The organism is Nitrosopumilus sp. S4, from assembly GCF_054515835.1.
In genome coordinates this window covers 135,585-159,457 of the sequence record NZ_CM137258.1, presented here as the reverse complement: position 1 = coordinate 159,457, position 23,873 = coordinate 135,585, and the positions used below count along the sequence as shown (strand labels likewise).

Sequence of the window (23,873 nt, the reverse complement as noted above, 5' to 3'; positions counted from 1 at the left end):
GGAAATAGTTTGTCAGAATTTTCCATAAATAGCGTTGGAGTTAAAGTAGGACTAGAAATTCATCAACAACTAGATACTAACAAGAAATTATTTTGTAATTGCAAACAGTTGGAATCAGATGAATATTTTATAAAATTTAAGAGGAAATTGCGAGCATCAAAAAGTGAATTAGGAGAATATGATCCTGCAGCATTGTTTGAAAAATCCAAGTCAAAAACAATAATGTATTATGCTAATCCAGAAAGTAGCTGTCTAGTAGAGCAAGATGAAGAACCACCACATGAACTAGATGAAGATGCAAAAAAAACAGCGTTAATTATTGCTTCTGTATTAAAATCAAATATTTTTAGTGAAATTTATCCTATGAGAAAAACTGTTGTTGATGGTTCCAATACTACTGGATTCCAACGTACAATGTTAATGTCCCAAGGTGGTAATTTTGAAGTTGAAGGAAAGAACATTGGAATTCAATCCATTTGCCTTGAAGAAGATGCTGCAAAAAATTTAGGAGATGAAGGATCTATTAGAAAATTTGGCTTAGAACGTCTAGGAATACCTTTAGTAGAAATTGCAACTGAACCATTTGAAGTAAATCCGCAGGAAATTAAATTAATTGCTTTAGGATTAGGAAGAATTTTGAGAAGTACTAAGAAAGTAAAAAGAGGATTGGGTTCAATTAGACAAGACGTAAATGTTTCAATTAAAGAAGGAGGAGTTGTAATTGAAGTAAAAGGAGTTCAACAATTAGATCAATTAGAAAAAGTAGTAGAATACGAGGCTAAAAGACAACATGGTTTATTAAAAATTTCTAAAAAATTACAAGAATTAGAATGGGTTCATAATGATGATGAAGATAGAAAAATAGTCACAAAACAATTTGAAAAATGTAAATCAAAAATTATTCAAAATGCCATAAAGAAAAATCAAGAGATCGTTTCAATAGTATTTAAAAATATGAAAGGAATGTTTGGGTATTCACCTTATGAAGGAATTCGATTAGGAAAAGAAGTAGCTGAATTAGTGAGATTTTTTGGTTTAGGGGGAATATTTCATTCAGATGAGTTGCCAAATTACGGAATAGAAGATAAAGATGTTGAGAATTTGAAAAAATATTTAAAAATTAATGAAAATGATGCATTTTTAGTTTTAGCTATTCCATTTGAAATGATGCATACAATAATTGATCAAATTATTTTAAGAGTAGAGCATATTAAAAATGAAGGAATACCAATAGATACACGATTAGCTACTCAAACAGGTGAGACAAAGTTTCTAAGACCTAGACCAGGAGCTGCAAGAATGTATCCAGAAACAGATATTCCTCCCATCTTAATCTCAAAAAAAGAATTAGAAACTGTAAGAAACAATTTACCAAAATCATGGGATGAATCTATCAAAGAATTGGAGATAAAATATAAAATTAATCCACAACTAGCAGAACAAATTTTTGATTCAAGATATTTGGAATTGTTTGAAAAAATTGTTGACAAAATTAAAATCAATTCCACATTTGTCGCATCAATCTTATGCTCCACAATTACTAATTTAGAGAGAAGCGGTCTAAATTCTAATTTATTACAAAATGATGATATTGTAAAAATATTTGAAATGTTAGAAAACGGAAAAATTGCTAAAGAGTCAATTGAGATAATTTTTGAAAATATCATGGCTGGAAAATCTAAGACTATTGAAGAGGCTATGAAAAATACTTCAATTGAGGCTGTAAATGAGGCAGATTTGGAGAAAATTATTGAAAATATAGTAGAAAAAAATCAAGAAATAATTAAAAATCAAAAAGAAAGAGCAATTGGACCACTAATGGGAATTGCAATGAAAGAATTAAGGGGTAAAGCTTCTGGTGAAATTATTAATAATCTACTTTTAAAAAATATTAAGAAAAAATTGGCAAAAGTTTGACTAGAATGCGGGAAGTGGGATTTGAACCCACGAACTCCTAGAAGATAAGGATCTGAACCTTACGCCGTTGACCAGGCTGGGCGACTCCCGCATGGTAAATTTTTAAAATCCAGAATAAGTTTCTTTATTATACAATAGACAACTACAGAAAGTGAATCAAGTGTAAAAATGGAATTCAAAGAAGTTTATTGTATTAATTGTAAAAAGGTACTTGGACGTTACAATACAAAATTTTACAATGAAGATAAAATTGGAGAACTATTAAAAACAACTCATTCAAATCACATTAGAAATGGACACCAAGTAAACATAAGAAAATTTGTAAAAGATTAATTTTTTGAAATTTTATTTATTGCTTCTGAAAGTTTTGAAATTCGGATGATGTTATTATCATTAATATGTAAATTCCAAGGTTGTGAATACAGAATAACATTTTTTTTATGTTCAAGAAATTTTTTGGCATTTAAGGGAGAGTCATCAATGAATACATCATAATCTAGATCAGCCTTCATTGGACCATCAACAACTGAAACATAGTTATCATATGTAATATTATGATGATTTAACCAATTTTTTACAAAAGAATCAGTAGAACGTTCTCTTGCAGTAACAATATCTACTTGAGCAAAATTTGAGAGATTTTTTGTTACAGTAGATAAATTATTTTCAGTTGGAGGCACAGAAATCCAGTTTTTCCAGCATGAATTCAATTCAATATAGAAATCATATTGATTAATTTGAAATTTCTTCCAAAAATTCCAATCAGTAATTTGTTCTTTAGTTATTTTAGGTCTAATTTTATTACTAAAAGTTAACCAGGATTTGATTACATCTGCAAGTACTCCATCAACATCTAAAGCTATTTTCATAAATTATCTATTCACTATTTTTTTTAAATTCTTCTAGGAGTTTTTTTTGTTGTTTATTGAGTTTTTGAGGGACATTTACCACAATTCTAACATATTGATCTCCTCTGCCTCTAGAATTAATGTATGGAACTCCTTTTCCTTTTAGCTTTACAATAGTGTTGGGTTGACTTCCAGAATCAACTTTGATTTTTTCAGAACCTTCAAGAGTTGGGACAATAATATCACAACCTAAAGCTGCATCAACCATTGAAACATTATGGTCATAAAAAATATCTTTTCCATCTCTTTTGAATATTGAATGGGGTTGAACCCTAACTCGTATAATCAAATCACCATTAGAACCATTAGGGATCTCATTTCCTTCATTTTGTACAGTGTAATCACCAGAATCTATCCCAGGTGGGATTTCAAAAGTGACATTTTTGGTACCTTGTTTAATGGCTCTACCTTTGCAATCATCACACGGGGTTTCAATTATTGTACCATTACCTCTACATGAAGAACATGGTACAGCAGTAACAAAGGAAGCAAACCCCATATTCCTACTTTGTCTTACTTGTCCTTGACCATTACATGAAGAACATGTTTTTTTGTTTGTGCCGGGTTTACAACCAGTTCCACTGCAAGTATTACATTGAATTTGTTTATTGATTTCAATTTCCATTTTTTTACCATGTAAAACATCCTCCAATGTAACAGAAGTTTGGTAAAGAATATCAGAACCTCTTTGTTGATTAAAACCGAATCCGCCTCCACCACGACCAAATATTGATTCAAAAATGGATTCAAATCCGCCTCCACCACGACCAAATATATCACTAAAATCTCCCCGTGCACCTTGAAAAATATCTTCACTACTATATCGTCCATCTACACCTGCATGACCATGCTGATCATAGATTTGTTTTTTTTCAGGATCTGACAAAACAGCATATGCTTCTGAAATTTCTTTAAAATGTTCTGCTGCCTCATCAGATTTATTTCGATCTGGATGAAATTTTAAAGCTAATTTCCTATATTGTTTTTTAATCTCATCTGGTGAAGTTGTTTTTGAAACTCCTAAAACTTCATAGTAATCACGTTTTGCACTCATAAGTCATTCCTTTATTGTAAATACCGTATAAATGATTGAATTTAGATAATTATTTGGATTTGTTTTCATCAGTGGAAGATGATTCATTTGGTTGTCCTTCAGCAGATCCTTGTTGTCCTTCAGCAGATCCTTGTTGTCCTTCAGCAGATCCTTGTTGTCCTTCAGCAGATCCTTGTTGTCCTTCAGCAGATCCTTGTTGTCCCTCTGGACCAGGTGGCGGGGTTGCATTTTTGTAAAGCTCGGTAGTTACTTCGTTAACAAGGGCTTGTAATGTTTCTAGTTTAGGTTTTAACTCAGATGGTTCTTTATCAAGGACTTCTTTTACTTCTTTAACAGCATCAGTAATTTTAATTCCCTGTTCTTGAGAGATTTTATCTTTAAGATCATGGTTAACTAATTTTTCTGTTGTGTAGATGTAGCTTTCCGCTTCATTTCTAAGATCAATTTTTTCTTTCTTCTTTTTGTCTTCATCAGAGAATTTTTCTGCATCTTCTTTTAGTTTTTCAATTTCTTCTTTAGAAAGTTTGGAAGTCGATTCTATAGTAATTTTTGCTTCTTTTTGAGTCCCAAGGTCTTTAGCAGTTACGTTAATTATTCCATTAGCATCAATATCAAATTTAACTTCAATTTGAGGTATTCCTCTAGGGGCTGGTGGTAAATCAGTTAGATTGAAGCTTCCCAGAGATACATTATCAGTTGCCATAGGACGTTCGCCTTGAACAACATGAATAGTAACAGCAGTTTGATTATCTGCAGCAGTTGTGAAAACTTTACTCTTAGATGTTGGGATGGTTGTATTTCTTTCAATTAGAGGCTCCCTGACCCCACCTAAAGTTTCAATTCCTAAAGTAAGTGGAGTAACATCTAGTAAAACAATATCGCTGGTAACATCACCTGCAATAATGCCTGCCTGAATTGCGGCTCCCATAGCTACTGCTTCCATAGGATCAACTCCAGATTCAGAATCTTTTCCAACAACCTCACTAACAAATTTTCTAACTAATGGAATTCTAGTTGGGCCTCCAACCATTACAATTTTACTAATATCAGAATTTGAAAGTTTTGCATCTTCTAAAGCTTTAATGATTGATGGCTTACATCGTTCAACTATTGGTCGAATTAATTCATCTAGTTTTGCTCTTGTAATTCTCAATTCAAGATTTTTTGCACCAGATGATGGATCATGTGCTATAAATGGTAAGTTAACATCTGTTTCCATTACAGTAGATAATTCAATTTTTGCTTTTTCAGATGCTTCTCTGATTCTTGTCATTGCAGTCGAATCATTTGAAAGATCAATTCCTTCTTTTTTCTTGAATTCATCTACGATGTAATCAATTAGAACTTTATCCATATCAGTTCCTCCTAATTGGGTATCACCAGAAGTACTCATTACTTCAAATACGCCACCACCCATTTCCATTATGGTAACATCTAAGGTTCCACCACCAAAATCAAACACTAAAATTTTCATATCTTCTTTAGCTTTATCCAATCCAAATGCCAAAGATGCTGCAGTTGGTTCATTGATTATTCTTACAACATCAAGACCTGCAATTGTTCCAGCATCCTTAGTTGCCTGTCTCTGATTATCGTCAAAATATGCAGGTACAGTAATTACTGCTTTATCGACTTTTTCACCAACAAAGGCTTCTGCATCAGCTTTAATCTTTTGAAGAATAAAAGCAGAGATTTGTTGTGGTTTGTATTCTTTATCTTTAATTTTAAAAGTATAATCAGTTCCCATCTTTCTTTTAGCTGCCACAATTGTACTATCAGGATTAGTTACTGCCTGTCTTCTTGCAGGTTCACCAACTAGTAGATCACCATCTTTTGTGAATGCAACTACAGATGGAAATGCTTTACCACCTATTGTAGAACCCTCAGCAGCAGGAATGATTGTGGGTTTACCACCCATAACAACTGCAGCTGCAGAGTTACTTGTTCCTAAATCGATTCCAATTATTTTTGTCATTTTTTATCATCCTTTTTTGAAATTTCTACTAATGTTGGTCTTATAACCCTCTCATGAGAAATATATCCCTTCCTGATCTCCTTTGTAATTGTATTATCATCTAAATCGGGATCAGAAATTATCGAAATAGCTTCATGCAAATTTGGATTAAAAATTTCACCTAATGCATCAATGGGTACGACATTGTATTTGCTCAATAATGAATCCATATTTTTTAGAATTGATTCAAGACCTTCAGTGTTGATGTTACTTTCATAAAAAACATTTTTAGCTCTTACAAAATCATCATATATTTTAAGAAAATCTAAAACAAATTCATCAATTTTTGCATTTACTCCCCTTTCAATATCAGATTGTGTTTTTTTATTTAGATTTTGAAAATCAGCTAGAACATGTTTTAATTTCTCCTCATATTCATTTGATTTTTTCTTTTCAATATCTAATAATTTTTCTAGTTCTTCAACTTTATTCTTTGAATCCCCTAATACTTCATCAAGTTGATTATTTTCAATTTTATTTTCTTTTACTATATTAACAGGTATTTCATCAGGATTTTTTTCATCAGACATTTCAAACAAAATAATAATTTAGCTAATTTATACTCTTATTGGATTGTTTCACATAAAGGATTAGCCTTTACTACAATCAAATCAGAATTCTGTTTTGATTTTTCAATATTAGCAAAATCAGATTTTGAACATGCTACAACTATTGTAGTCTTATCGCTATGAAATAGATCAAAATTTGGATCTTCATAAGCTTCAACATCACCAATGTAATCACGTAATCGTGAAGTCAGGTTTTGAAGCATTTCTATTTTATCGCCTCTCATCGCATGTTGATCTAAAGTCCATGACAATGCAATTTTTGTTCTACTAGCTTTAAGATCATTTTTCTTTAAAGTGGCACGAATTTCATCAATTAGACGTTTAATGTATCCATCAATTCCTTTTACACTTCCATTAATTAAATACATCAAAGAATTTGCCCCTTCAAATGAGGAACCAAGAGATTTTAGATCAAAAAGCCCGCTTACCATATTATCTAGATATATTTCTTGAAAATCATCTGAGGATAGATCATTTTTTGTAATGTCATCTTGAGCATATTTACAAACTTCTAAAACACTGCACAAACTGGAAAATCTGGATAGTACACTAATTGCATGAAAGTGTTCAGATGATGAAATTGCAACAAATCTTTTCTCTTTTTTACCTGTTGTAAGCAAATCAGATAATGAAGAGTCTTCTTTCCCATTAAATGAACCAATAATTTTTGGTTGTTGATTAAGATCTTCTAAGGGATAATAAAAGTAAGAAATTTGTTTTCCAACTTCAAGTCCTGTTACATGCTCAAGCAATGAAATATTTTCATTATTACCCCCAAATCCTGTAGGTAGAGTAAAAATAACAGAACTATTTTTTTTTAGTGATGTAACTGCATCTTTAAATTTTGAATGAATTTCTGTTTTGATATCTTGTCCTGTTTTTCTAATTCTAGGAGTAAAGAACAGATATTGTGCTTTTGAGATTGCTACATCTATTGGTTCCATTGCTAACAAAGGTTCATCTTCTTTTAAAGAGGATACATTTGGGTAGGTTTTAGCAATTTCAGCTTTTAGAGAAATTGCTGATGGAGTTGATTCATCAATAATGTAAACATCTGCTCCCTTTATGGCCATTTGAGATGCAATAGCATATCCCTCTGTACTGAGTCCATAAACAACAACTTTTGCTCCCCCCATTACACTAACAGCTAAGTAATAGACTAAGAAAAACTTATTGAACTAACTAGAATTATGAAAATTACTTGAAAATATGGATAGATATTCTTACTCCAAAACAATTATTGTTTTCAGAACCAATAATTGAGAAATTAAGGAAAAAACATCAACTTTTGTGCACTTCGAGAGATTATGGAGAAGTATCAAAATTGGCAAAAATACGTAATTTTGACCTTATTTTTGTAGGAAAACATGGAGGAGGAGACAAAAAATCTAAACTTGAAGTCAGTATAAACAGAATCAAAAAACTCACCAAGAAAATAATATCATTTTCACCAGATCTTGTAATTAGTTTTTGTTCTCCTGAAGCAGCAAGAATTTCGTTTGGTTTAGGAATTAAGCATATAGCATTTTGTGATTCTCCACATGCTAATGCTGTAATGAGATTAACCCTACCATTAATTCAAAAATTACTAATTCCTAATGTAATACCAAAAAATGAATTTATTAAATATGGAATTAATCAGAAAAATATCATTTCATATAATGCAATAGATGCTTTTGTAACAATACAAAGAAAAATTAATAGTAATGCAATATTACCATTTTATAAAAACAAACAGAAAAATATTCTAATCAGAATTGAAGAAGAAGAAGCAGCATATACATCAAAATCAAATAACATTATTCCAATTATTAAAAAAATTATAAAAGATCACAATAATAAAAATATTGTAATTTTAGGAAGATATCCTAAGCAAATTAACAATCTTAAAAAAATTCTAGGTAAAAAAGTAAAAATTGTTAAAATGAAATATGATGGGAAGCATTTGTTAAATAATGCAGATATTTTTATAGGATCGGGCGGAACTATGACTGCTGAATCAGCTTTAATGGGAATTCCAACAATTTCATATAATGCAGTTCCAAACATCATCGAGAATTTTTTGGTATTAAAAAAATTGGTGAAAAGAGAAACAAATCCTGAAAAAATTTCTAATTTCATAAAAAGAAGTTTTGAATCAAAAAATAATTTTAGTCAAAAAAGAGCACAAAAAATTGTAGAAAATATGGAAGATCCAATTCAAAAACTAATTGAAATTATGAGAGAATAGATTCAGTTTAGTCATTAGTAACAAATTGAATAAAAAGTTCATTAAGGGAATGAGTGTGCTCGATTTAGCAGCCCGGTAGTGTAGCGGTCAAGCATAGAGGCCTTTGAAGCCTTTGACCCCAGTTCGAGTCTGGGCCGGGCTACTTTTTTAAAATAAAGTAGACTGTAACACGAATATAACATAGTGAGTTTTTCTAAAAATAGGCGTAATGACAGACATAATTTTAGGAATGGGAGAAGTTGGCGAAACCATCTATGAGTTACTAGTTGAAAGAAATTTTGATTGTGTAGGAATTGATTTGGACAATTCAAAATGCAAAAATTTTTCTGATATATCTGCAATTGTTAATCCTGAATATCTACATGTATGCTTACCAGGGGAAATAGGAGAATTTGAAAAGACAGTTCTAGATTTTATTACCAAAATTAGTGATTTAAAAGCGGTTTTGATTCATTCAACAGTTAAACCTGGAACAACAAAAAAAATTCAAGAAAAATCTGAAATTACTATTTTGTATTCGCCAGTTAGAGGAGTTCATAGAAGATTTTTAGATGATATTAAAAAATATACAAAATTTATTTCGTCTGATAAGAAACAGCTTGATTCAAAAATAAAATTGGATTTAGAACAAAGATTTCAAAAAATTGATTGGATGTCAACTACAAAAACAGCAGAGCTAGCAAAAATTTTAGTGGATACAACATATTATGGATGGCTAATAAATTATGCCCAAATTACAAAAATGATATGTGAAAAAGAAGGGATTGATTTTGATGAGATGTGGAAATTTGCAGATGAAATTCATGAATACTTGGGAAATAGGCCAAAAATGTATCCTGGAATTATAGGAGGGCATTGTGTAATTCCAAATTTAAGTCTAATAGAATATGACAACTTGGAAATAATTAAAAAAATAAATGAAATGTTTGAAAAATCTAAAAAATAACAATATTTTAAAAATCTAATTTTGTAAGAAGTTTTGAAGCAATAATGAATAAAGTGGATGCAATTACTAAAAGTACCAACATTTCAAAAATTACAAAGTCAGTAATATTTCCAAAAATTCCAGCTCTAATTACATCTACAAGATATGTTAACGGGTTTAGATAAAACGCTGACCTTAATGGTTCGGGAGCACCATCAGCAGGATAAAATGCAGTACTAACAAATGCAAAAAAAAGAAAAACAGTATTAATAATTACATTAAACCCTTCACTTGAACGTAATCGGGTGGAAATGATTGATGCCAAGGAACCAAATAATACAGAACCAGTAATTGCACCAAATACAATTATCGGTATGGTAATAAATGAAAATTCGACTGATTCAAAAAATACAGGATACCCAACCAAGGCTATCAAAGTTGCACTTACTAAGCCAACAATTCCAATAGTACAGATATTGCTTAGAATGTAATGGCTTCGGGTAAATGGTCCTGACATTATCTGCTCAAACATTCCATGACGTCTATCGTTCCAAATAATAATTCCAGAAACTAGAGTACTATTCATTATATTGAATCCAATCATACCTGATGCAAGATATGCAGGATAATCAAGACCTTTTGTTCCAAATGGTACATCATTAATTAATGGAGCATAAGCAAACCCAGCTACAAAAATATAGATTAATGGGAAGATTACTTGCCAAATTAAAAATCCAGGATTCAAAGAAATGGTTAGATTTCTGTTTACGAGTCTAATTATTGGATGCATTATCTCTCATCATTTTTAAAAATATTTCTTCAAGGTTTGTGGGGACTGCTGATAAGTCTTCAATATCAATATTATTTTCATTAAGTATTCTTAGTACTTGTAGTAATACAAGTTCAGATTTTTCAGAATGAATAATAATATTAGTTCCACTCTCAAAATCAATTCTACAATCAGCAATTTTTGATAAAAGTGATATAATTTCATTTTGTTTTTTCAACAAGTGGATTTTTATGGTTTTTTCTTTGCCAAATCTATTCTTGAGTGCATCAGGTGAATCAACAGTTAGAATTTTACCTTTGTCAATAATTGCAATTTCATCACAGAGGTATTCTGCTTCTGATAGAATGTGTGTAGTGTAAAAAATTGTAAGGCCAGTTTTTACTTTATTTTTTAAATAATCTAAAAGATTTCTTCTTGCACTAGGATCTAAACCAACAGTAGGTTCATCTAAAAACAATAATTCCATATCATGCATAAATTCACGTGCTACCTGAACTCTTCTTCGTTGTCCAATTGAAAGATCTTCATTTCTTTTTTTTCGAATTTCAAGTAGATCAAAATCTGTCAATAGTTGTTCCATTCTTTGTTTACGTTCATGTTTTGGTACATTCCACATCATACCATATTTATCAAGAGATTTTTCTACAGATAATGTAGGCTCATAACTTGGTTGTTGGAGCACAACTCCAATTTTGTGTCGTATTTTGAGAGGATTTTCTACAGCATCAATTCCTAAAATAGAAAGAGAACCAGTAGTAGGAGGAATCAAAGTAGTGAGAAGTTTGATAGTGGTAGATTTTCCAGCCCCATTTGGGCCTAAAAATCCAAAAACTTGTCCTGATTTTACTGATAATTTTAAATCATTAACGGCTTTTACAGAACCATAAGATTTTGTTAAATTTTCTACATCAATACAGGACATGATCAAACTGCGATCTACCTCTTAATTTAGTTAATGAGACAACATGAGTAAAATTTCCAAAGAGTGGAATTGTAGTTTAATAGAAAACAACGAATTAATGAAAAAGTAAATTTAGATTCAAAGTATTACTAAAAAGACATAATTTTGCGATCAGTTTTTTGGATTATACAAACTTTCAGGAATATGAAATTTTTATTAATAGAACAAGTTTACAAAAAATGAATTGTCTGAATTAGAAAACCTCATGAATAAATTGATTGAGCAAAAACCAGAATTAACAAAAGAGATTATTAATGAACAAATAAAGCAGAAAAAAGAAAAAATTGGTGCAGGTTATCTAACTGATCAAGGAGCATTATTTCTAATTGCTTCAGATTATGGAATTTCCTTATCAGAACCACTTAAAGTAGAAATGGCACTAAAAGATCTTTATGCAGGAGCTAAAGAGATCTCTTTAGAAACAAGAGTTTTGAATCTGTCTCCGGCAAAACAATTTTCAAGAAAAGATGGTTCACCATTTTATCTTAGAACAATGACTGTGTATGATGCAAATTCTACTGCCAGTGTAAAACTTTGGGATGAAAAAGCCAATCTTCCAGGTGTTGAAAATCTAAAACCTGGTGATTTGATTAAAATCATTAAAGCTTATGTGAAATCAGATCTTGATGGTTCACCAACTATCAATATAGGTTCAGGTTCCAATATTGAAACTGCAGATACAGAAAGTAAAATTCCAACAATTGATACTATTACAAAAGATATTAGTGAATTGAAGGAAGGTCAAAAAGATCTTGTTGTTTCAGGAATGATTGACGGGATAATTAGTGGAATGCAATTTACAAATTCTCGAGGACAGCCTGGAAAAGCACTTAGAATGAGACTCAAAGGAAAAGAAGGGGTTGGTATGAGAGTTGTTTTATGGGGTAAAGATGAATCAGAAATTCCAAATATGATATCACAATCAGCCAAAGTAAGATTACTTGGAGTCAGAGTAAAATCTGGAAATCAAGGATTAGAAATTCATGGAAATGATGCAACTATTATAGAAATTGAAGGTGGAAAGGAGGCTGAACCTATAATTGCAAGAGTTCTTTCATTATCAACAACTGAAAATGGAAGAAATTTGATACTAGCAGTTGACAGTAACAAAAACCTCTACAACATCACAGATTTTTCAAACTCTACAAGCATTTGTGTTGAAGGGGATGTTATAGAATGCATGCCATCAAAAGTCTATGGAAATTCCATCACATTAGATGATAATTCGTTTGTAAGAAAATTAGATAATGATGAATCAATTCCAACTATTTCTCAGATTAGAACCAAAATTAATGATATTAAAGTTGACGGAAATTATTGTATTGAAGCTATTATCTTAAAAGTTCCAGAAAGACGAGAAGTACAAACCAAGTCTGGTGAATCAATATTACTATCAGAGATGTTTGTTGAAGATGACACAGGTCAAATATGGGTTAAAGGATGGAGAAACCAAGCAAGACTAGTCGATAAATGTGAATTAGGAGAAATTGTTTCAATTACTGGATTAAATTCTAAAGCAGGTCTTGAGGGAAGAATTGAACTTTTTCTAACATCTTTTTCCAAAATCACCAAGAAAAATTAAGAATCCCAAAAACCTCTAGTAACGACATATTGTCTTTCTGCCTCATAGATTTGTTTAAACAAATGTTCTTCATCAACCATATTACGTAATATTCTTGCTGCAGTATCTGCACCAACACCATATCCAGACATTACAGTAATGGCAATTTTACCAAAATTCTCAACCAGTGAACTAACTTTCCAGGCTCGAACAAACTTATGCTTTTCATCAGAAGATAATTTTTTTCCTTCATGTTTTTTTCTAATAATTTTTGGAAGGTCATAATCAGAATAGTAGGTGGTTGTAATTTGTCTTCCTTTACAATATGGACAAACTAAAATATTTTTTACTTCAGATGTCTCAATTACTCTTTCCCATTTCCCACATCTAGCACAAATCAATCTATGTTTAGTTTTTTCAAGTCTTGCTTTAACAAGATCTAAAATACCTTTATCAAGATTTGCTGGAGATGAATAATATTTTGATGTGTGATCTAAAATTGGTTCGGCTAATTTTGAAAAAGTATCAACTTCTAACCATTTAGTAGAGATATCATTATTTCGAATTTTTTTTAATATTTTATCCGAATTTTTCAAATCATATTTATCATGAAATAATTCACGAAGTGCTTCATTTACAAGTGCAGTTTTTGAATATCTTTCATATAAAAATCGGGCAGACTTTCGTTCATAAATAGCACCCCTCCCTACAATGCCAAATTTTTTTGCTACACACCACGTTCTCCAATTAACATTATGAGTTCCGGCTAAAGATGCTGAAATAATTGAATTAAGATCATAATCATCTTTAAGAATTTCAAAGAAAAGTTTTTCTGAAATTCTTGATCTTGATGATAAAACTATTCTATAGCCATCGGATCTCGAATCAACTACTGAACCTAATACAGAAGATAGCATTGAAGACAACAATGTTGACAAGGTAGAATTGATTTTTGTTCCAAAACACGAATGTATACAAATTGACCCTTGGGATTTATTTGATTCAATTATTATATGATTTTCATCAGGGATGTCTTGAAATCTTAGATTCTCAATTATTTTATTGGTCAATTCAAGCTTACCATTTCTAACCTTACTACGAAAATCACCTACCTTTATTGCAGTTTTATAATCAATGGGTATGCTTTCACCTTCCCAATAAGGTACCGTTATTCCTCCACCTCTAAATGGCTCAACATTTACTGTGAATGATTTTTCATCAACATTTAGTATTCTCCATTGAGAACCTTTTAAAACAAAAATATTTCCTGAATCACCATAATCGCCCACAAATCTTTGATCTAATGAACCAATGATTTTTTTTCCAACACTATCAAATACTTTGAATTTAAGAATATCAGGAATTGTTGAAAGATTCTCAAAATAATATTTGAATGATCGTCCTTTCTTCCAAAAAGTCATTTTTGTTCTATCAAAAAATATCAAATAGTTTGAATCCAATAGATCCAAAACATCAATCAATTCTTCAATCTTTAAATTTCTAAATGGAAAGGCTCTAGTAACCAATTCAAAAGTTTGATCAACTGAAAGTTCACCAATTTGCATAGTTAATCCTACTAAATGATGTGCTAAAACATCCAACGAACCTAGATGAATATTTTGTTCTTCAATTGAACCGTCCTTAATACGATCAAGAATTGCACGAGCTTCAAATTCATCATCAGAATTATTGGTAATGATTAGTCCTTTAGCAGAGGCTTCACGATTATGTCTACTTCTACCTATTCGTTGAACTAATTTGGATACTTGTCTAGGAGAGCCATAATGGATAACCAACTCAACTGAACCTATATCCAATCCTAATTCAAGAGATGATGTACATACAACAATTCCTTTATTTCCATCACGTAATGTTTGCTCTGTTTCTTCTCTTACTTCCTTTGATAATGACCCATGATGTAATTCGATATTAATGGATGATTTTTCTTTTAAGATAGAAGCCAAAAATTCAGCTTCTCCTCGGGTATTGGTAAATAGTAAAATGGGAGAATCTAAATCAAGATCTACCACATATTCAATAATTTTCTCAGCAACATCTGAAATTGAACCATCAACATACTTTACTTCTACATCGTATTTTCTTACTGAAGTATCTTGAATTATTTCACATTTTCTTTTGGTTCCAACAACAAATTTTCCTGCTTCTCCAACATTTCCAATTGTAGCTGATAACCCTATTTTTGTAAGAGGGAATTTAGAATTAAATTCAAGTCTTTCAACACTTAAAGAAAGTTGTGAACCTCTTTCACTTGCAAGTAATTCGTGTACTTCATCAATTATTAACCATTCCAAATCGGATAATGCACTTAGCATTTTGGTTTGTGTCAAAAGAATTACCAAAGTCTCTGGTGTTGTTATAAGAATATCAGGTGGATTCTCATTAATTTTTTTTCTATCTTTTTGAGAAGTATCACCATGTCTTATTTCAAGAGTTAATTCATTTTCATGAGCATATTGTGTAATTCTTCTAAAAACATCTCGATTTAAGGCACGTAATGGAGTGATGTAAAGAGCTTTGATTTTTCCTTTAATCTTTGAATTTTTTAAAAGCGAAAAGATTGGTATTACAGAACATTCAGTTTTGCCAGATCCAGTAGGAGCAATAACCAGACAATCTTTTTTTTGTAGAATTATTGGTGAAGCTTTTTTCTGAATTTCTGTTAAATTAGTAAATCCAAATTTTTTAAATAGAGATTCAAGAATTAGGTTCGTCTTTTGAATTTGTTTGTAATCTTTCATAAGCAATTACACCGACTAAACCAAGTGCAAATAAAAATACAGTAATTATTGGAATTGAATCGAAAATTCCTGCCATTCATAAACTCTGAAATGACTCATTAAAAATCTTAACCAATTTCAGACAACCCTAGAGCACGAATTTGATAAGAAAAGGATTCTTTGTCAAGTGCCCAGTAAATATTTCCAGAATATTTTGATGAAGTTTTGATTAAATGAATTTTGATATGAGTGAAAGGATCTATTGCACTTTTCATGTTTTCGACTTCTTTTCCTTCAATATTTCTGATCATATTTGATATTACTATTGGAATTTTTTTACTTATTGCAAATTTTGATAATTCTTGCATGTATCTCATAAAAAGGGAATTTTTTTCAAATGTTGATTCATCAGTTTTGTATTCATATGAAAATAAATCAGTGATATTATCAATTACTATTAGAGAAAAGGCATTAGTTTGAAAATTTTTAATAGAACTCATTTGTTCAAAAGAGTTTGTTATTCTTGAAACAGTAATTTTTTCTAAAAGATTTATTTTAGTCATTGATTGATTTTGAATTTCTAAAATTCTCTCTGGCCTAAAGCCACCAGTTGTATCAAAATATAGAACATGGCCACCTTTTTTTATGGAATTTATTGCTAATTGAAGAAGAAGTTGAGTTTTTCCTGTTCCATTTCCTCCAAAAATATCTACTATCAAACCCTCTGGAATTCCACCTGACAAGAATTCATCTAATTTTTGTAAACCAGTAGAGATCATTTGTATAATTAATTGAAAAAGAAGAAAAAATTTAAGGAATTTCAATTTTTACAAAGGAGGTAAGGCTTTTATTCTAGAGAACAAAGTTGCAATTCAAGTGAATAATTAGTGTCTCAATCAAACAGTGCAAAAAGACCTTTAACTACTCTTCAAAAAAGTACCAAAAAGAAAGTTACCGTGAGACTAAAAAACGAGGTAGAGTACAAAGGAAAGATGGATAATGTTGATTCTTACATGAATTTGATTATGACTGATGCTGAAGAGCTTCATGATGGTAAAACAATTGCAAATTATGGCAGAGTTATTGTTAGAGGAAATAACGTATTGTTCATTAAATTAGAAAACGAACTCTAGTAGGTTTTCCTATGACGAATAATTTCTTATTCACATCTGAATCAGTTACTGAAGGTCATCCAGACAAAGTTTGTGACAATATTTCAGATGCATTTTTAGATGAGTATCTTAGACAAGATCCCAATTCCAGAGTTGCTATTGAAACAATGGTTACTACGGATTATGTAGTTATATCTGGAGAGGTAACATCAAAGGCAAATTTTGATAAAAAAGCTCAAGAAGAATTAGCTCGAAAAACAATAAGAGAGATCGGATACGATAACAAAGATTTGATGTTTGATGCAGATTCATGTCAAATTAATTTAAAATTACACTCACAAAGTCCAGACATTAGCCAAGGAGTTACAGCAACAGAAGAAAAAGAACAAGGAGCTGGTGATCAGGGATTAATGTTCGGTTATGCTACTAATGAAACTGAAGAATTAATGCCTATGCCAATACTTTTAGCTCATAAGCTCATTCAAAGATTATCACAAGTCCGAAGGGAGAAGATTTTACCTTGGGTTAGACCTGATGGTAAATCACAAGTGTCAGTAAGATATGAAAACAACAAACCGACAAAAATTGAAACAGTTGTAGTATCAACACAACATGCTCCTGAAATTTCTCAAGAAGAAATTTCTAGAGAAATAATTGATAAGGTGATCAAACCCGTATTAGGAAATCTTTGGAATGATCAAGTTAAAATTCACATAAATCCAACTGGAAAATTTGTAATTGGTGGTCCTCATGGAGATGCTGGCTTAACTGGTAGAAAAATAATTGTTGATACATACGGTGGATTTGGGAGACATGGTGGAGGAGCTTTCTCCGGAAAAGATCCATCCAAAGTTGATAGATCTGCATGTTACATGTGTAGATATATTGCTAAAAATCTTGTTGCAGCAGGACTAGCAGAGAGATGTGAAGTTCAAGTTGCATATGCAATTGGAGTAGCTGAACCAGTTTCTCTTTATGTCAATACATTTGGAACAAATAAGATTCCAGAAAATAAGATTGAAGAGTTAGTAAGGAAGAATTTTGATATGAAACCATCTGGAATTATTTCTCAATTAGATCTTAAAAGACCAATTTACAAAAAAACTGCTTCATATGGTCATTTTGGAAGAAATGAGCCTGAATTTAGTTGGGAAAAGACAGACAAAGCTGAAATACTAAAGCAATCTGCCGGACTCTAATAATTCTAATATTGATTGAAATTTCGTTTGAGAAATTTTTTTTAGTAGTTGATGATTTCCTTTAAAATTCCCTATCAGAATATTTAGATCGTCAACCCCATAATCGGATTTGGAATTATTAATCGCATCATAGTAGGAATCTTCTAAATTTATTTTTTGTATAGGAATTTTTGCTTTTTTAGAAAATAGTTTCACATATTGTTCAAAAGCAATAGTTTCTGGACCAACTAGATCAATAATTTTATTTTGAAATTTTTTTCTTGTAAATGATTCAAAAATGACTTTAACTACATCATCAATGTAAATTGGCTGAATCAAATAATTTCCTGAGCCTGGAATTCGTAGTTGATTATTTTTAATTTGTTTTTTTAATAGTTTTGTAAGATAATCATCTTTACCAATTATGTATGATGGTCGAAAAATGGTGTAATTTAACCCTGAATTAATTATTGATCTCTCTGCCTTGTACTTAGAAATGAAATATCCTAAAGAAGTATTTGAGGAGACACCAAGACCACTTGTATAAATAATTTTTTTAATTTTTGCCTTTTTACATAAATTTACAATTTTCTTTGATAATTCAACATTGATAGAATCATAATCAACATCTACAGTTTGTTTTCCAATACCAATTAAATGGATTAGCGCATCTGAATTTTGAATTTTTGAAATTAAGTTTTTTTCATTAAAATTTTTTGAGACAATTTTTATTTCATTTTTTAATGGTTTAAAATCTCTTCTTGAAATTGAAATCAGTCTAACATTGTTTTGAGACAAGTATTTTCTAAGATTTTTTCCAATAAATCCAGTTGCACCAGTAATGACAACTTGATTTAATTTAACCATAAGAATTACAGGTAATTTTTTTATTTTAAATCTATTTGGTATTGAGAAACAGGTACAAACAAGAGTTAATACAGTAAATTTGATATGAAAAATATGGAAGAGAAGACAAAGTTAAGAACAGGTTTTACAACTGGAAGTTCAGCTACTGCTGCTGCCAAAGCAGGATTATTATCCATAATAAATCAGAAAAAAATTCAAAATGTAGAAATTTTGTTGCCAAATAGAAATTCAATACAAATTCCAATTAATTATTGTGAGTTTGGAACAAACACTGCAAGATGTGTGGTGATTAAAGATGGAGGTGATGATCCTGATGTTACTCATGGTGCTGAGATTATTGTTGAATTAGAAATTACTGAAAAAAATAACATAATTGAAATTGATGGTGGTGAAGGTGTTGGGATTGTTACAAAACCTGGTTTGGGGTTGGAGATCAACAAGCCAGCAATTAATCCAGTCCCTAAAAAAATGATTATTGAGAATTTAAAAGAAGTTGGAAAAAAAATACTGGATAAAAATGGAATTAGAATTGTAATTTCTGTTCCCAAAGGAAAAGAATTGGGTCCAAAAACCGATAATCCAAGATTAGGAATTAAGGATGGGATTTCAATTTTAGGAACAAGTGGAATTGTAGTACCATTTTCTACTGCATCTTATGCTGCATCAATTAGACAGAATTTGGATGTAGCAATTGCTATGGGTAATGATACAGTTGTGCTAACAACTGGAGGAAGAAGTGAAGATTTTGCAAAGAAAATTGTAGATTTACCCGAGCATTGTTTTGTTCAAATGGGAGATTTTTCTGGATATACTATTCAACAATGTAGTAAAAAAAATATCAAAAAGGCATTTGTTGTTGGATTCATAGGAAAGATTGCAAAGATGGCTGCAGGTGTAAAACAAACTCATGTTAAAGGATCAAAAGTAGATATGTTATTTTTATCAGAACTTGCAAAAAAAGCAAATGCCAACGATAGTGTAATTCAAGATATCAAAAAGGCAAATACTGCAAGACATGTATCTGAAATAATTCAAGAAAACAAGGTAGAGGGATTTTTTGATTTAATATGTACTGAAACTCATAAACACATGAGAAAACATTCTGAAGAAAAAGTATCAATTGATGTAATATTGTTTGATTTTGAAGGAAATATTTTAGCCAGAAAATCTGAAGAGTAAGGTATTTTATTAAAGTCTGAACGTTTTGAATATGGAAAAAACTTCAGTTTTAGCAATTACCAAAAATGGAGTAAATATTGGATTAAATTTGAAAGGACTATTTCCTGATTGGAAAATTTATGCCCCAGAAAAATTTTCAGATGACAATAATAATATTATTTGGTATTCTGAGCCTACATCAGATAAAATTATAGAACTTTTTAAAAATAATAATGCATTAATCTGTCTTTTTTCTTTGGGTGCAGTTATAAGATTAATTGCCCCACACCTCAAAGATAAAAAAACAGATCCTGCAGTAATTGTAATTGATGATAAAACAAATTTTGTAATTAGTGTTTTATCTGGACACATAGGAGGTGCAAATGAGCTGACACAAGAAATTGCAACAAAATTAGATGCAATACCAGTAATTACTACAGCTGCAGATGTTAACAAAACAATAGCAGTCGATCTTGTCGGGAGGGATTTTGGGTGGAAAATTGATGATGATTCTACAGTAACTAGAATTAGTGCACATATGGTAAATGAAGAGCCTATTGGTGTATTTCAGCAAGCCGGGAATACAAATTGGTACAAAGACTTACCAAAAAATGTAACAATTTATGATGATTTGGAACAATTAAAAAAATCAAATTCTAAAGCATATCTAATAATTTCTGATAAATTAATCGATGATACATTATCAAAAGAATCTGTCATCTATCGTCCACCAAGTTTAGTAATTGGTGTAGGGCTTCACTGGGATACTACTAAAGAAGAAATCATGAATGGGATCAAGTTATGTCTTGAGAAGTTTAGATTAAGTGAAAAATCAATTTCAAAGCTTGTTTCGATAAAAAAACCGCAAGATGTGCAAGGGTTAATAGACATTGGAAAAGAACTGAAAGTTCCCGTGGAATATGTCGATAGAGAGGATCTAGCAGAAATTACTGCCCCAAATCCTTCAGAAACTGTAAAAGCCTTTGAAGGAACTGCAAGTGTTTCAGAAGCTGCAGCAATCAAAGTTTCTGGCGGAGAACTCATTGTAGAAAAACAGAAATTTCCACCAAATTTGACAATAGCTATAGCGAGGATTGTTAATTGAAGCGTGGATTATTACTGATTGATAGAGGGAGTAGGGAAAGAGAGGCATCAGAAGAATTAGAAATAATTTGTAAAGGAATCATGGCTAAAGGCAACTATGAATTTGCAGATTTTTGCTTCTTAGAGGTTGAACCACCATATATTGAAGATGGAATTTCAAAATGTCTTAAAAAGAATATTGATACTTTAACCATAGTTCCATATTTTTTGTATCCAGGTAAAAAAGTTAAAAATGCAGTTACAGATGTTATGAAATTTCAAAAAGATACCAAGGTAAAATTTTTAGTGACAAAACCAATGAGCATGCATAAGACATTAATTGATATTGTAGAAAACAGAATATCTACAACATTAAAAGAGAATCAAGTAACGCTTCCAAAGAAAGAAGTAGATGTAATGATAATTGGTCATGGTAGCAAAGATCCTAATGCTCAGATGTCACTTAATTATATTGTTAATGATTTAAAAAATTCCTATAGAAATGTTAGCAGGTGTTGGTTAGAAATTGAACAGCCTGATATTTTTGAAGGAATAAAAAAATGTGAAAAAGACGAACCTAAAGCTCTAGTGATTGTTTTTTATTTTCTTCATGAAGGAGCACATGTAAAAACTGATATCAATAATGATTTAATTCCAGCATTAGATAAATCTAATATAAAAAAATCATACATAACAAAACACATAGGAACAGATCAAAAAATTATTGATTTAATTATTGAAAGAGCAAGAGAGGTAGAAGATGCAAACTGAAAAAGGTCAATCAATTGAAGATGCAAGTATGCAGATGATTGAGGAAGAAATAGGTGAACATAGTTATAATCAAATGGAATGGCCAATCGTTAGAAGAATAATTCATTCAACCGCTGACTTTGATTTTGCCGATAAGAACAGAATAATTTTTCAAAAAAATGCAATTCAAAGTGGAATGAATGCATTAAGAAACGGATGCAGTATTGTGGTTGATGTAAATGGAGTAATTGGGGGTTTGAACAAACAAAATCCAAAAGATTTCGGGAATGACATAATTTGCAATATTTCAGATCCAAAAATGATGGAATTGGCAAAAAAGGAGGGAAAAACACGCTCTCAAGTATCAATGAGGACAGCAAAATCGGATATTAACGGAGGAGTGGTAGCCATTGGAAATGCACCAACGGCACTTTTGGAAGTAATTCAAATGGTAAAGGAAGGAATTGTAAAGCCAGCCCTAATTATTGGAATTCCAGTTGGATTCATTTGTGCAGCAGAATCAAAAGAGGAACTATCAAAACTAGAGGAAATACCATTTATCACTAATTTAGGAAGAAAGGGAGGCAGTTCAGCTGCCTCTGCAATAATTAATGCATTATTCAAATTAATTAGAGCAGAATCAGGTTCTTGAATATTTTATACAATTATTCACAAAAATTTTTGCATAGTTAGAACTATCAAAATAGAGATGGCCATAGGATGCAAGAGTATTATTTTGTATCATTCCATCTTTATGGTTTTTGATTCCATCACCAATTTCTAAATCATATACAAATTTTGAATCAGCAGAAACATCTTCTAATTTAGAATAGTGAAATTCATGTCCTTGAATGGAATGTGATATATCTGATATGATAGTTTTTTTAATTATCTTACCCTTTGTGTAATTAAGTGTCATTTTTTTAGTCATTCTTGTTTTTGCATCAAACAAATCAATCATTTTGTATTTTTTATTATCAATTTCTATGGATTTTGTAAGATACATCAATCCACCACATTCAGCATAGATAGGAATATTATCCTCAGCTAACTTTTTTATTATTTTTTTTATTGACTGATTTTTTGCAAGTGATGCACCTAATACTTCTGGAAATCCTCCACCGATGTAGATTCCATCACATTTTGGGATTTTTTTGTCTTTAATTGGACTAAAAAATTTTATAGTTGCACCTTCTCTTCTTAATGATTCTATATTATCTTGATAGTAGAAATTAAATGAGGTATCTAGTGCGACAGCAATAGTAATTTTTTCTTTTTTATGTTCAGATTTGGATATTTTTGGAAGAATAATTGAATTAGTTGCTATTGAAATTATTTGTTGAGTATCCAAAGTTTTTGATATTATTTTTGAGATTTTTTCAATTTGGTTTTTTAGAGTTTTTTTATCCAATGTAGAAATTAATCCCAGATGTCTTGATTCCAAATTCAAAAGAGGATTTTTTGGAATTACTCCAATTATTGGAATTTTTATTTTTTCTAATGCATGTTTACACAAAAGTTCATGTTTTTTGCTTCCTATTTTGTTAAGAATTACACCTACAATTCGAGAATTGTTATGAAATTTTAGAAATCCCAATAATGTTGCTGCAATTGAGCGTGCTGTTTTACTTGCATCTAAAACTAAGATAACAGGAGATTTTGTTATTGTAGCAATATGATGTGTACTAGCATAGTTTGAGTGACCAGAAAACCCATCATAATAACCCATAACTCCTTCAATGATTGATATATCACTATTAGAATTTGAGATAAAACTTTTCAAAAGATTATTCTTTCCCATCAACCAAGCATCTAGATTGTATACTTCATGATTTGAAATACTTGAAAGATAGCTAGGATCAATATAATCAGGACCTATTTTGAAAGGTTGAACTGAAAATCCTTGTTTTTGAAGAGCATAAATGATAGAACAGGTAATAGAAGTTTTTCCAACTCCGCTTGTTGCTCCAGCTATCACTATTCTAGGAATTTGCAATTTGCATGACTAGAACCAGTTTTTATTTAAAGTGATATATTTTTAGAAATCCTCAATGTTTT

General features: G+C 30.7%; 22 protein-coding genes and 2 tRNA genes. 12 read left to right on the top strand and 12 right to left on the bottom strand.

Annotation, left to right across the window (positions count from 1 at the left end; all coding sequences use genetic code 11):
* Positions 1–9 precede the first annotated feature (9 nt).
* The gene (gatE, locus tag ACX119_RS00855; RefSeq protein WP_459351278.1) at positions 10–1,917 is read left to right on the top strand and encodes a Glu-tRNA(Gln) amidotransferase subunit GatE; all 1,908 of its coding nucleotides are present in this window, start codon (positions 10–12) and stop codon (positions 1,915–1,917) included.
* A gap of 6 nt (positions 1,918–1,923) precedes the next feature.
* On the opposite strand, the gene ACX119_RS00850 is transcribed toward gatE, so the two are convergent.
* Positions 1,924–2,008, bottom strand: a tRNA-Leu gene (locus ACX119_RS00850).
* A 77-nt stretch (positions 2,009–2,085) separates the two neighbouring features.
* On the opposite strand from ACX119_RS00850, the gene ACX119_RS00845 reads away from it, so the two are divergent.
* Positions 2,086–2,250, top strand: a complete 165-nt coding sequence (locus ACX119_RS00845; RefSeq protein ID WP_459351277.1) for a hypothetical protein — start codon at positions 2,086–2,088, stop codon at positions 2,248–2,250.
* On the opposite strand, the gene ACX119_RS00840 is transcribed toward ACX119_RS00845, so the two are convergent.
* From ACX119_RS00840 to ACX119_RS00820, 5 genes are read right to left on the bottom strand one after another with little or no spacing between them, the layout of a single operon-like run.
* Entirely contained in the window at positions 2,247–2,786 is a 540-nt protein-coding gene (locus tag ACX119_RS00840; protein ID WP_459351276.1) for a 5' nucleotidase, NT5C type, read from the bottom strand. The two genes, ACX119_RS00845 and ACX119_RS00840, sit on opposite strands and share 4 nt — an antisense overlap.
* A gap of 7 nt (positions 2,787–2,793) precedes the next feature.
* Entirely contained in the window at positions 2,794–3,879 is a 1,086-nt protein-coding gene (dnaJ, locus tag ACX119_RS00835; RefSeq protein WP_459351275.1) for a molecular chaperone DnaJ, read from the bottom strand.
* A gap of 49 nt (positions 3,880–3,928) precedes the next feature.
* The gene (dnaK, locus tag ACX119_RS00830; RefSeq protein ID WP_459351274.1) at positions 3,929–5,854 is read right to left on the bottom strand and encodes a molecular chaperone DnaK; all 1,926 of its coding nucleotides are present in this window, start codon (positions 5,852–5,854) and stop codon (positions 3,929–3,931) included.
* On the bottom strand, positions 5,851–6,423 hold the full coding sequence (locus ACX119_RS00825; protein ID WP_459351273.1) for a nucleotide exchange factor GrpE: 573 nt from the start codon (positions 6,421–6,423) through the stop codon (positions 5,851–5,853). Before ACX119_RS00825 ends, dnaK begins: the two co-directional genes overlap by 4 nt.
* Positions 6,424–6,458: 35 nt before the next feature.
* A complete protein-coding gene (locus ACX119_RS00820) occupies positions 6,459–7,598 on the bottom strand; it encodes a hypothetical protein (protein ID WP_459351272.1) in 1,140 nt (379 codons plus the stop codon).
* Positions 7,599–7,663: 65 nt separating this feature from the next.
* Here ACX119_RS00820 and ACX119_RS00815 point away from each other — a divergent pair, with 65 nt between their 5' ends.
* From ACX119_RS00815 to ACX119_RS00805, 3 genes are all read left to right on the top strand, one after another.
* Positions 7,664–8,692, top strand: coding sequence for a DUF354 domain-containing protein (locus ACX119_RS00815; RefSeq protein ID WP_459351271.1), 1,029 nt, complete (start codon positions 7,664–7,666; stop codon positions 8,690–8,692).
* A gap of 69 nt (positions 8,693–8,761) precedes the next feature.
* A tRNA-Gln gene (locus ACX119_RS00810) sits at positions 8,762–8,834 on the top strand.
* 66 nt (positions 8,835–8,900) lie between these two features.
* Positions 8,901–9,638, top strand: coding sequence for a Rossmann-fold NAD(P)-binding domain-containing protein (locus tag ACX119_RS00805; RefSeq protein ID WP_459351270.1), 738 nt, complete (start codon positions 8,901–8,903; stop codon positions 9,636–9,638).
* Positions 9,639–9,645: 7 nt separating this feature from the next.
* On the opposite strand, the gene ACX119_RS00800 is transcribed toward ACX119_RS00805, so the two are convergent.
* Both ACX119_RS00800 and ACX119_RS00795 read right to left on the bottom strand, forming a co-directional pair.
* Positions 9,646–10,407, bottom strand: coding sequence for an ABC transporter permease (locus ACX119_RS00800; protein WP_459351269.1), 762 nt, complete (start codon positions 10,405–10,407; stop codon positions 9,646–9,648).
* Complete coding sequence (locus ACX119_RS00795) at positions 10,391–11,329, bottom strand: ABC transporter ATP-binding protein (protein WP_459351268.1); 939 nt, start codon at positions 11,327–11,329, stop codon at positions 10,391–10,393. The genes ACX119_RS00800 and ACX119_RS00795 overlap by 17 nt, the downstream gene beginning before the upstream one ends.
* Before the next feature lie 244 nt (positions 11,330–11,573).
* Between ACX119_RS00795 and ACX119_RS00790 the strand changes: the two genes are divergently transcribed.
* Positions 11,574–12,950, top strand: a complete 1,377-nt coding sequence (locus ACX119_RS00790) for a single-stranded DNA-binding protein (protein ID WP_459351267.1) — start codon at positions 11,574–11,576, stop codon at positions 12,948–12,950.
* Here the strand turns inward: ACX119_RS00790 and ACX119_RS00785 are convergent.
* Together ACX119_RS00785 and ACX119_RS00780 are read right to left on the bottom strand one after the other, a co-directional pair.
* Complete coding sequence (locus tag ACX119_RS00785) at positions 12,947–15,688, bottom strand: DEAD/DEAH box helicase (RefSeq protein ID WP_459351266.1); 2,742 nt, start codon at positions 15,686–15,688, stop codon at positions 12,947–12,949. The genes ACX119_RS00790 and ACX119_RS00785 overlap by 4 nt on opposite strands.
* A gap of 107 nt (positions 15,689–15,795) precedes the next feature.
* The gene (locus ACX119_RS00780; RefSeq protein ID WP_459351265.1) at positions 15,796–16,446 is read right to left on the bottom strand and encodes an ATPase domain-containing protein; all 651 of its coding nucleotides are present in this window, start codon (positions 16,444–16,446) and stop codon (positions 15,796–15,798) included.
* Between the two features lie 108 nt (positions 16,447–16,554).
* On the opposite strand from ACX119_RS00780, the gene ACX119_RS00775 reads away from it, so the two are divergent.
* On the top strand, positions 16,555–16,800 hold the full coding sequence (locus ACX119_RS00775; RefSeq protein WP_014964213.1) for a U6 snRNA-associated Sm-like protein LSm6: 246 nt from the start codon (positions 16,555–16,557) through the stop codon (positions 16,798–16,800).
* An 11-nt stretch (positions 16,801–16,811) separates the two neighbouring features.
* On the top strand, positions 16,812–17,978 hold the full coding sequence (metK, locus tag ACX119_RS00770; protein ID WP_459351264.1) for a methionine adenosyltransferase: 1,167 nt from the start codon (positions 16,812–16,814) through the stop codon (positions 17,976–17,978).
* On the opposite strand, the gene ACX119_RS00765 is transcribed toward metK, so the two are convergent.
* On the bottom strand, positions 17,955–18,824 hold the full coding sequence (locus tag ACX119_RS00765; RefSeq protein ID WP_459351263.1) for an SDR family oxidoreductase: 870 nt from the start codon (positions 18,822–18,824) through the stop codon (positions 17,955–17,957). The genes metK and ACX119_RS00765 overlap by 24 nt on opposite strands.
* A gap of 93 nt (positions 18,825–18,917) precedes the next feature.
* Between ACX119_RS00765 and ACX119_RS00760 the strand changes: the two genes are divergently transcribed.
* The 4 genes from ACX119_RS00760 to ACX119_RS00745 are packed head-to-tail and all read left to right on the top strand — an operon-like array spanning position 18,918 to position 22,467.
* A complete protein-coding gene (locus ACX119_RS00760) occupies positions 18,918–20,003 on the top strand; it encodes a cobalt-precorrin-5B (C(1))-methyltransferase (protein WP_459351262.1) in 1,086 nt (361 codons plus the stop codon).
* Positions 20,004–20,034: 31 nt separating this feature from the next.
* Positions 20,035–21,087 (top strand): cobalt-precorrin 5A hydrolase, encoded by a 1,053-nt coding sequence (locus tag ACX119_RS00755; RefSeq protein ID WP_459351261.1) that lies wholly within the window; start codon positions 20,035–20,037, stop codon positions 21,085–21,087.
* Positions 21,084–21,836, top strand: a complete 753-nt coding sequence (locus ACX119_RS00750; RefSeq protein ID WP_459351260.1) for a sirohydrochlorin chelatase — start codon at positions 21,084–21,086, stop codon at positions 21,834–21,836. The genes ACX119_RS00755 and ACX119_RS00750 overlap by 4 nt, the downstream gene beginning before the upstream one ends.
* The gene (locus tag ACX119_RS00745; protein WP_459351259.1) at positions 21,826–22,467 is read left to right on the top strand and encodes a precorrin-8X methylmutase; all 642 of its coding nucleotides are present in this window, start codon (positions 21,826–21,828) and stop codon (positions 22,465–22,467) included. The genes ACX119_RS00750 and ACX119_RS00745 overlap by 11 nt, the downstream gene beginning before the upstream one ends.
* Here ACX119_RS00745 and ACX119_RS00740 read toward each other — a convergent pair.
* Positions 22,456–23,811: a cobyrinate a,c-diamide synthase gene (locus tag ACX119_RS00740; RefSeq protein ID WP_459351258.1), complete on the bottom strand. Its 1,356-nt coding sequence runs from the start codon at positions 23,809–23,811 to the stop codon at positions 22,456–22,458. The two genes, ACX119_RS00745 and ACX119_RS00740, sit on opposite strands and share 12 nt — an antisense overlap.
* Positions 23,812–23,873 lie beyond the last annotated feature (62 nt).

Coding starts and splice junctions, on each gene's coding strand:
- ACX119_RS00845 (WP_459351277.1), top strand. CDS start 2,086: ATGGAATTCAAAGAAGTTTATTGTATTAATTGTAAAAAGGTACTTGGA.
- ACX119_RS00840 (WP_459351276.1), bottom strand. CDS start 2,786: ATGAAAATAGCTTTAGATGTTGATGGAGTACTTGCAGATGTAATCAAA.
- dnaJ (WP_459351275.1), bottom strand. CDS start 3,879: ATGAGTGCAAAACGTGATTACTATGAAGTTTTAGGAGTTTCAAAAACA.
- dnaK (WP_459351274.1), bottom strand. CDS start 5,854: ATGACAAAAATAATTGGAATCGATTTAGGAACAAGTAACTCTGCAGCT.
- ACX119_RS00825 (WP_459351273.1), bottom strand. CDS start 6,423: ATGTCTGATGAAAAAAATCCTGATGAAATACCTGTTAATATAGTAAAA.
- ACX119_RS00820 (WP_459351272.1), bottom strand. CDS start 7,598: ATGGGGGGAGCAAAAGTTGTTGTTTATGGACTCAGTACAGAGGGATAT.
- ACX119_RS00805 (WP_459351270.1), top strand. CDS start 8,901: ATGACAGACATAATTTTAGGAATGGGAGAAGTTGGCGAAACCATCTAT.
- ACX119_RS00800 (WP_459351269.1), bottom strand. CDS start 10,407: ATGCATCCAATAATTAGACTCGTAAACAGAAATCTAACCATTTCTTTG.
- ACX119_RS00795 (WP_459351268.1), bottom strand. CDS start 11,329: ATGTCCTGTATTGATGTAGAAAATTTAACAAAATCTTATGGTTCTGTA.
- ACX119_RS00790 (WP_459351267.1), top strand. CDS start 11,574: ATGAATAAATTGATTGAGCAAAAACCAGAATTAACAAAAGAGATTATT.
- ACX119_RS00785 (WP_459351266.1), bottom strand. CDS start 15,688: ATGAAAGATTACAAACAAATTCAAAAGACGAACCTAATTCTTGAATCT.
- ACX119_RS00780 (WP_459351265.1), bottom strand. CDS start 16,446: ATGATCTCTACTGGTTTACAAAAATTAGATGAATTCTTGTCAGGTGGA.
- metK (WP_459351264.1), top strand. CDS start 16,812: ATGACGAATAATTTCTTATTCACATCTGAATCAGTTACTGAAGGTCAT.
- ACX119_RS00765 (WP_459351263.1), bottom strand. CDS start 18,824: ATGGTTAAATTAAATCAAGTTGTCATTACTGGTGCAACTGGATTTATT.
- ACX119_RS00760 (WP_459351262.1), top strand. CDS start 18,918: ATGGAAGAGAAGACAAAGTTAAGAACAGGTTTTACAACTGGAAGTTCA.
- ACX119_RS00755 (WP_459351261.1), top strand. CDS start 20,035: ATGGAAAAAACTTCAGTTTTAGCAATTACCAAAAATGGAGTAAATATT.
- ACX119_RS00745 (WP_459351259.1), top strand. CDS start 21,826: ATGCAAACTGAAAAAGGTCAATCAATTGAAGATGCAAGTATGCAGATG.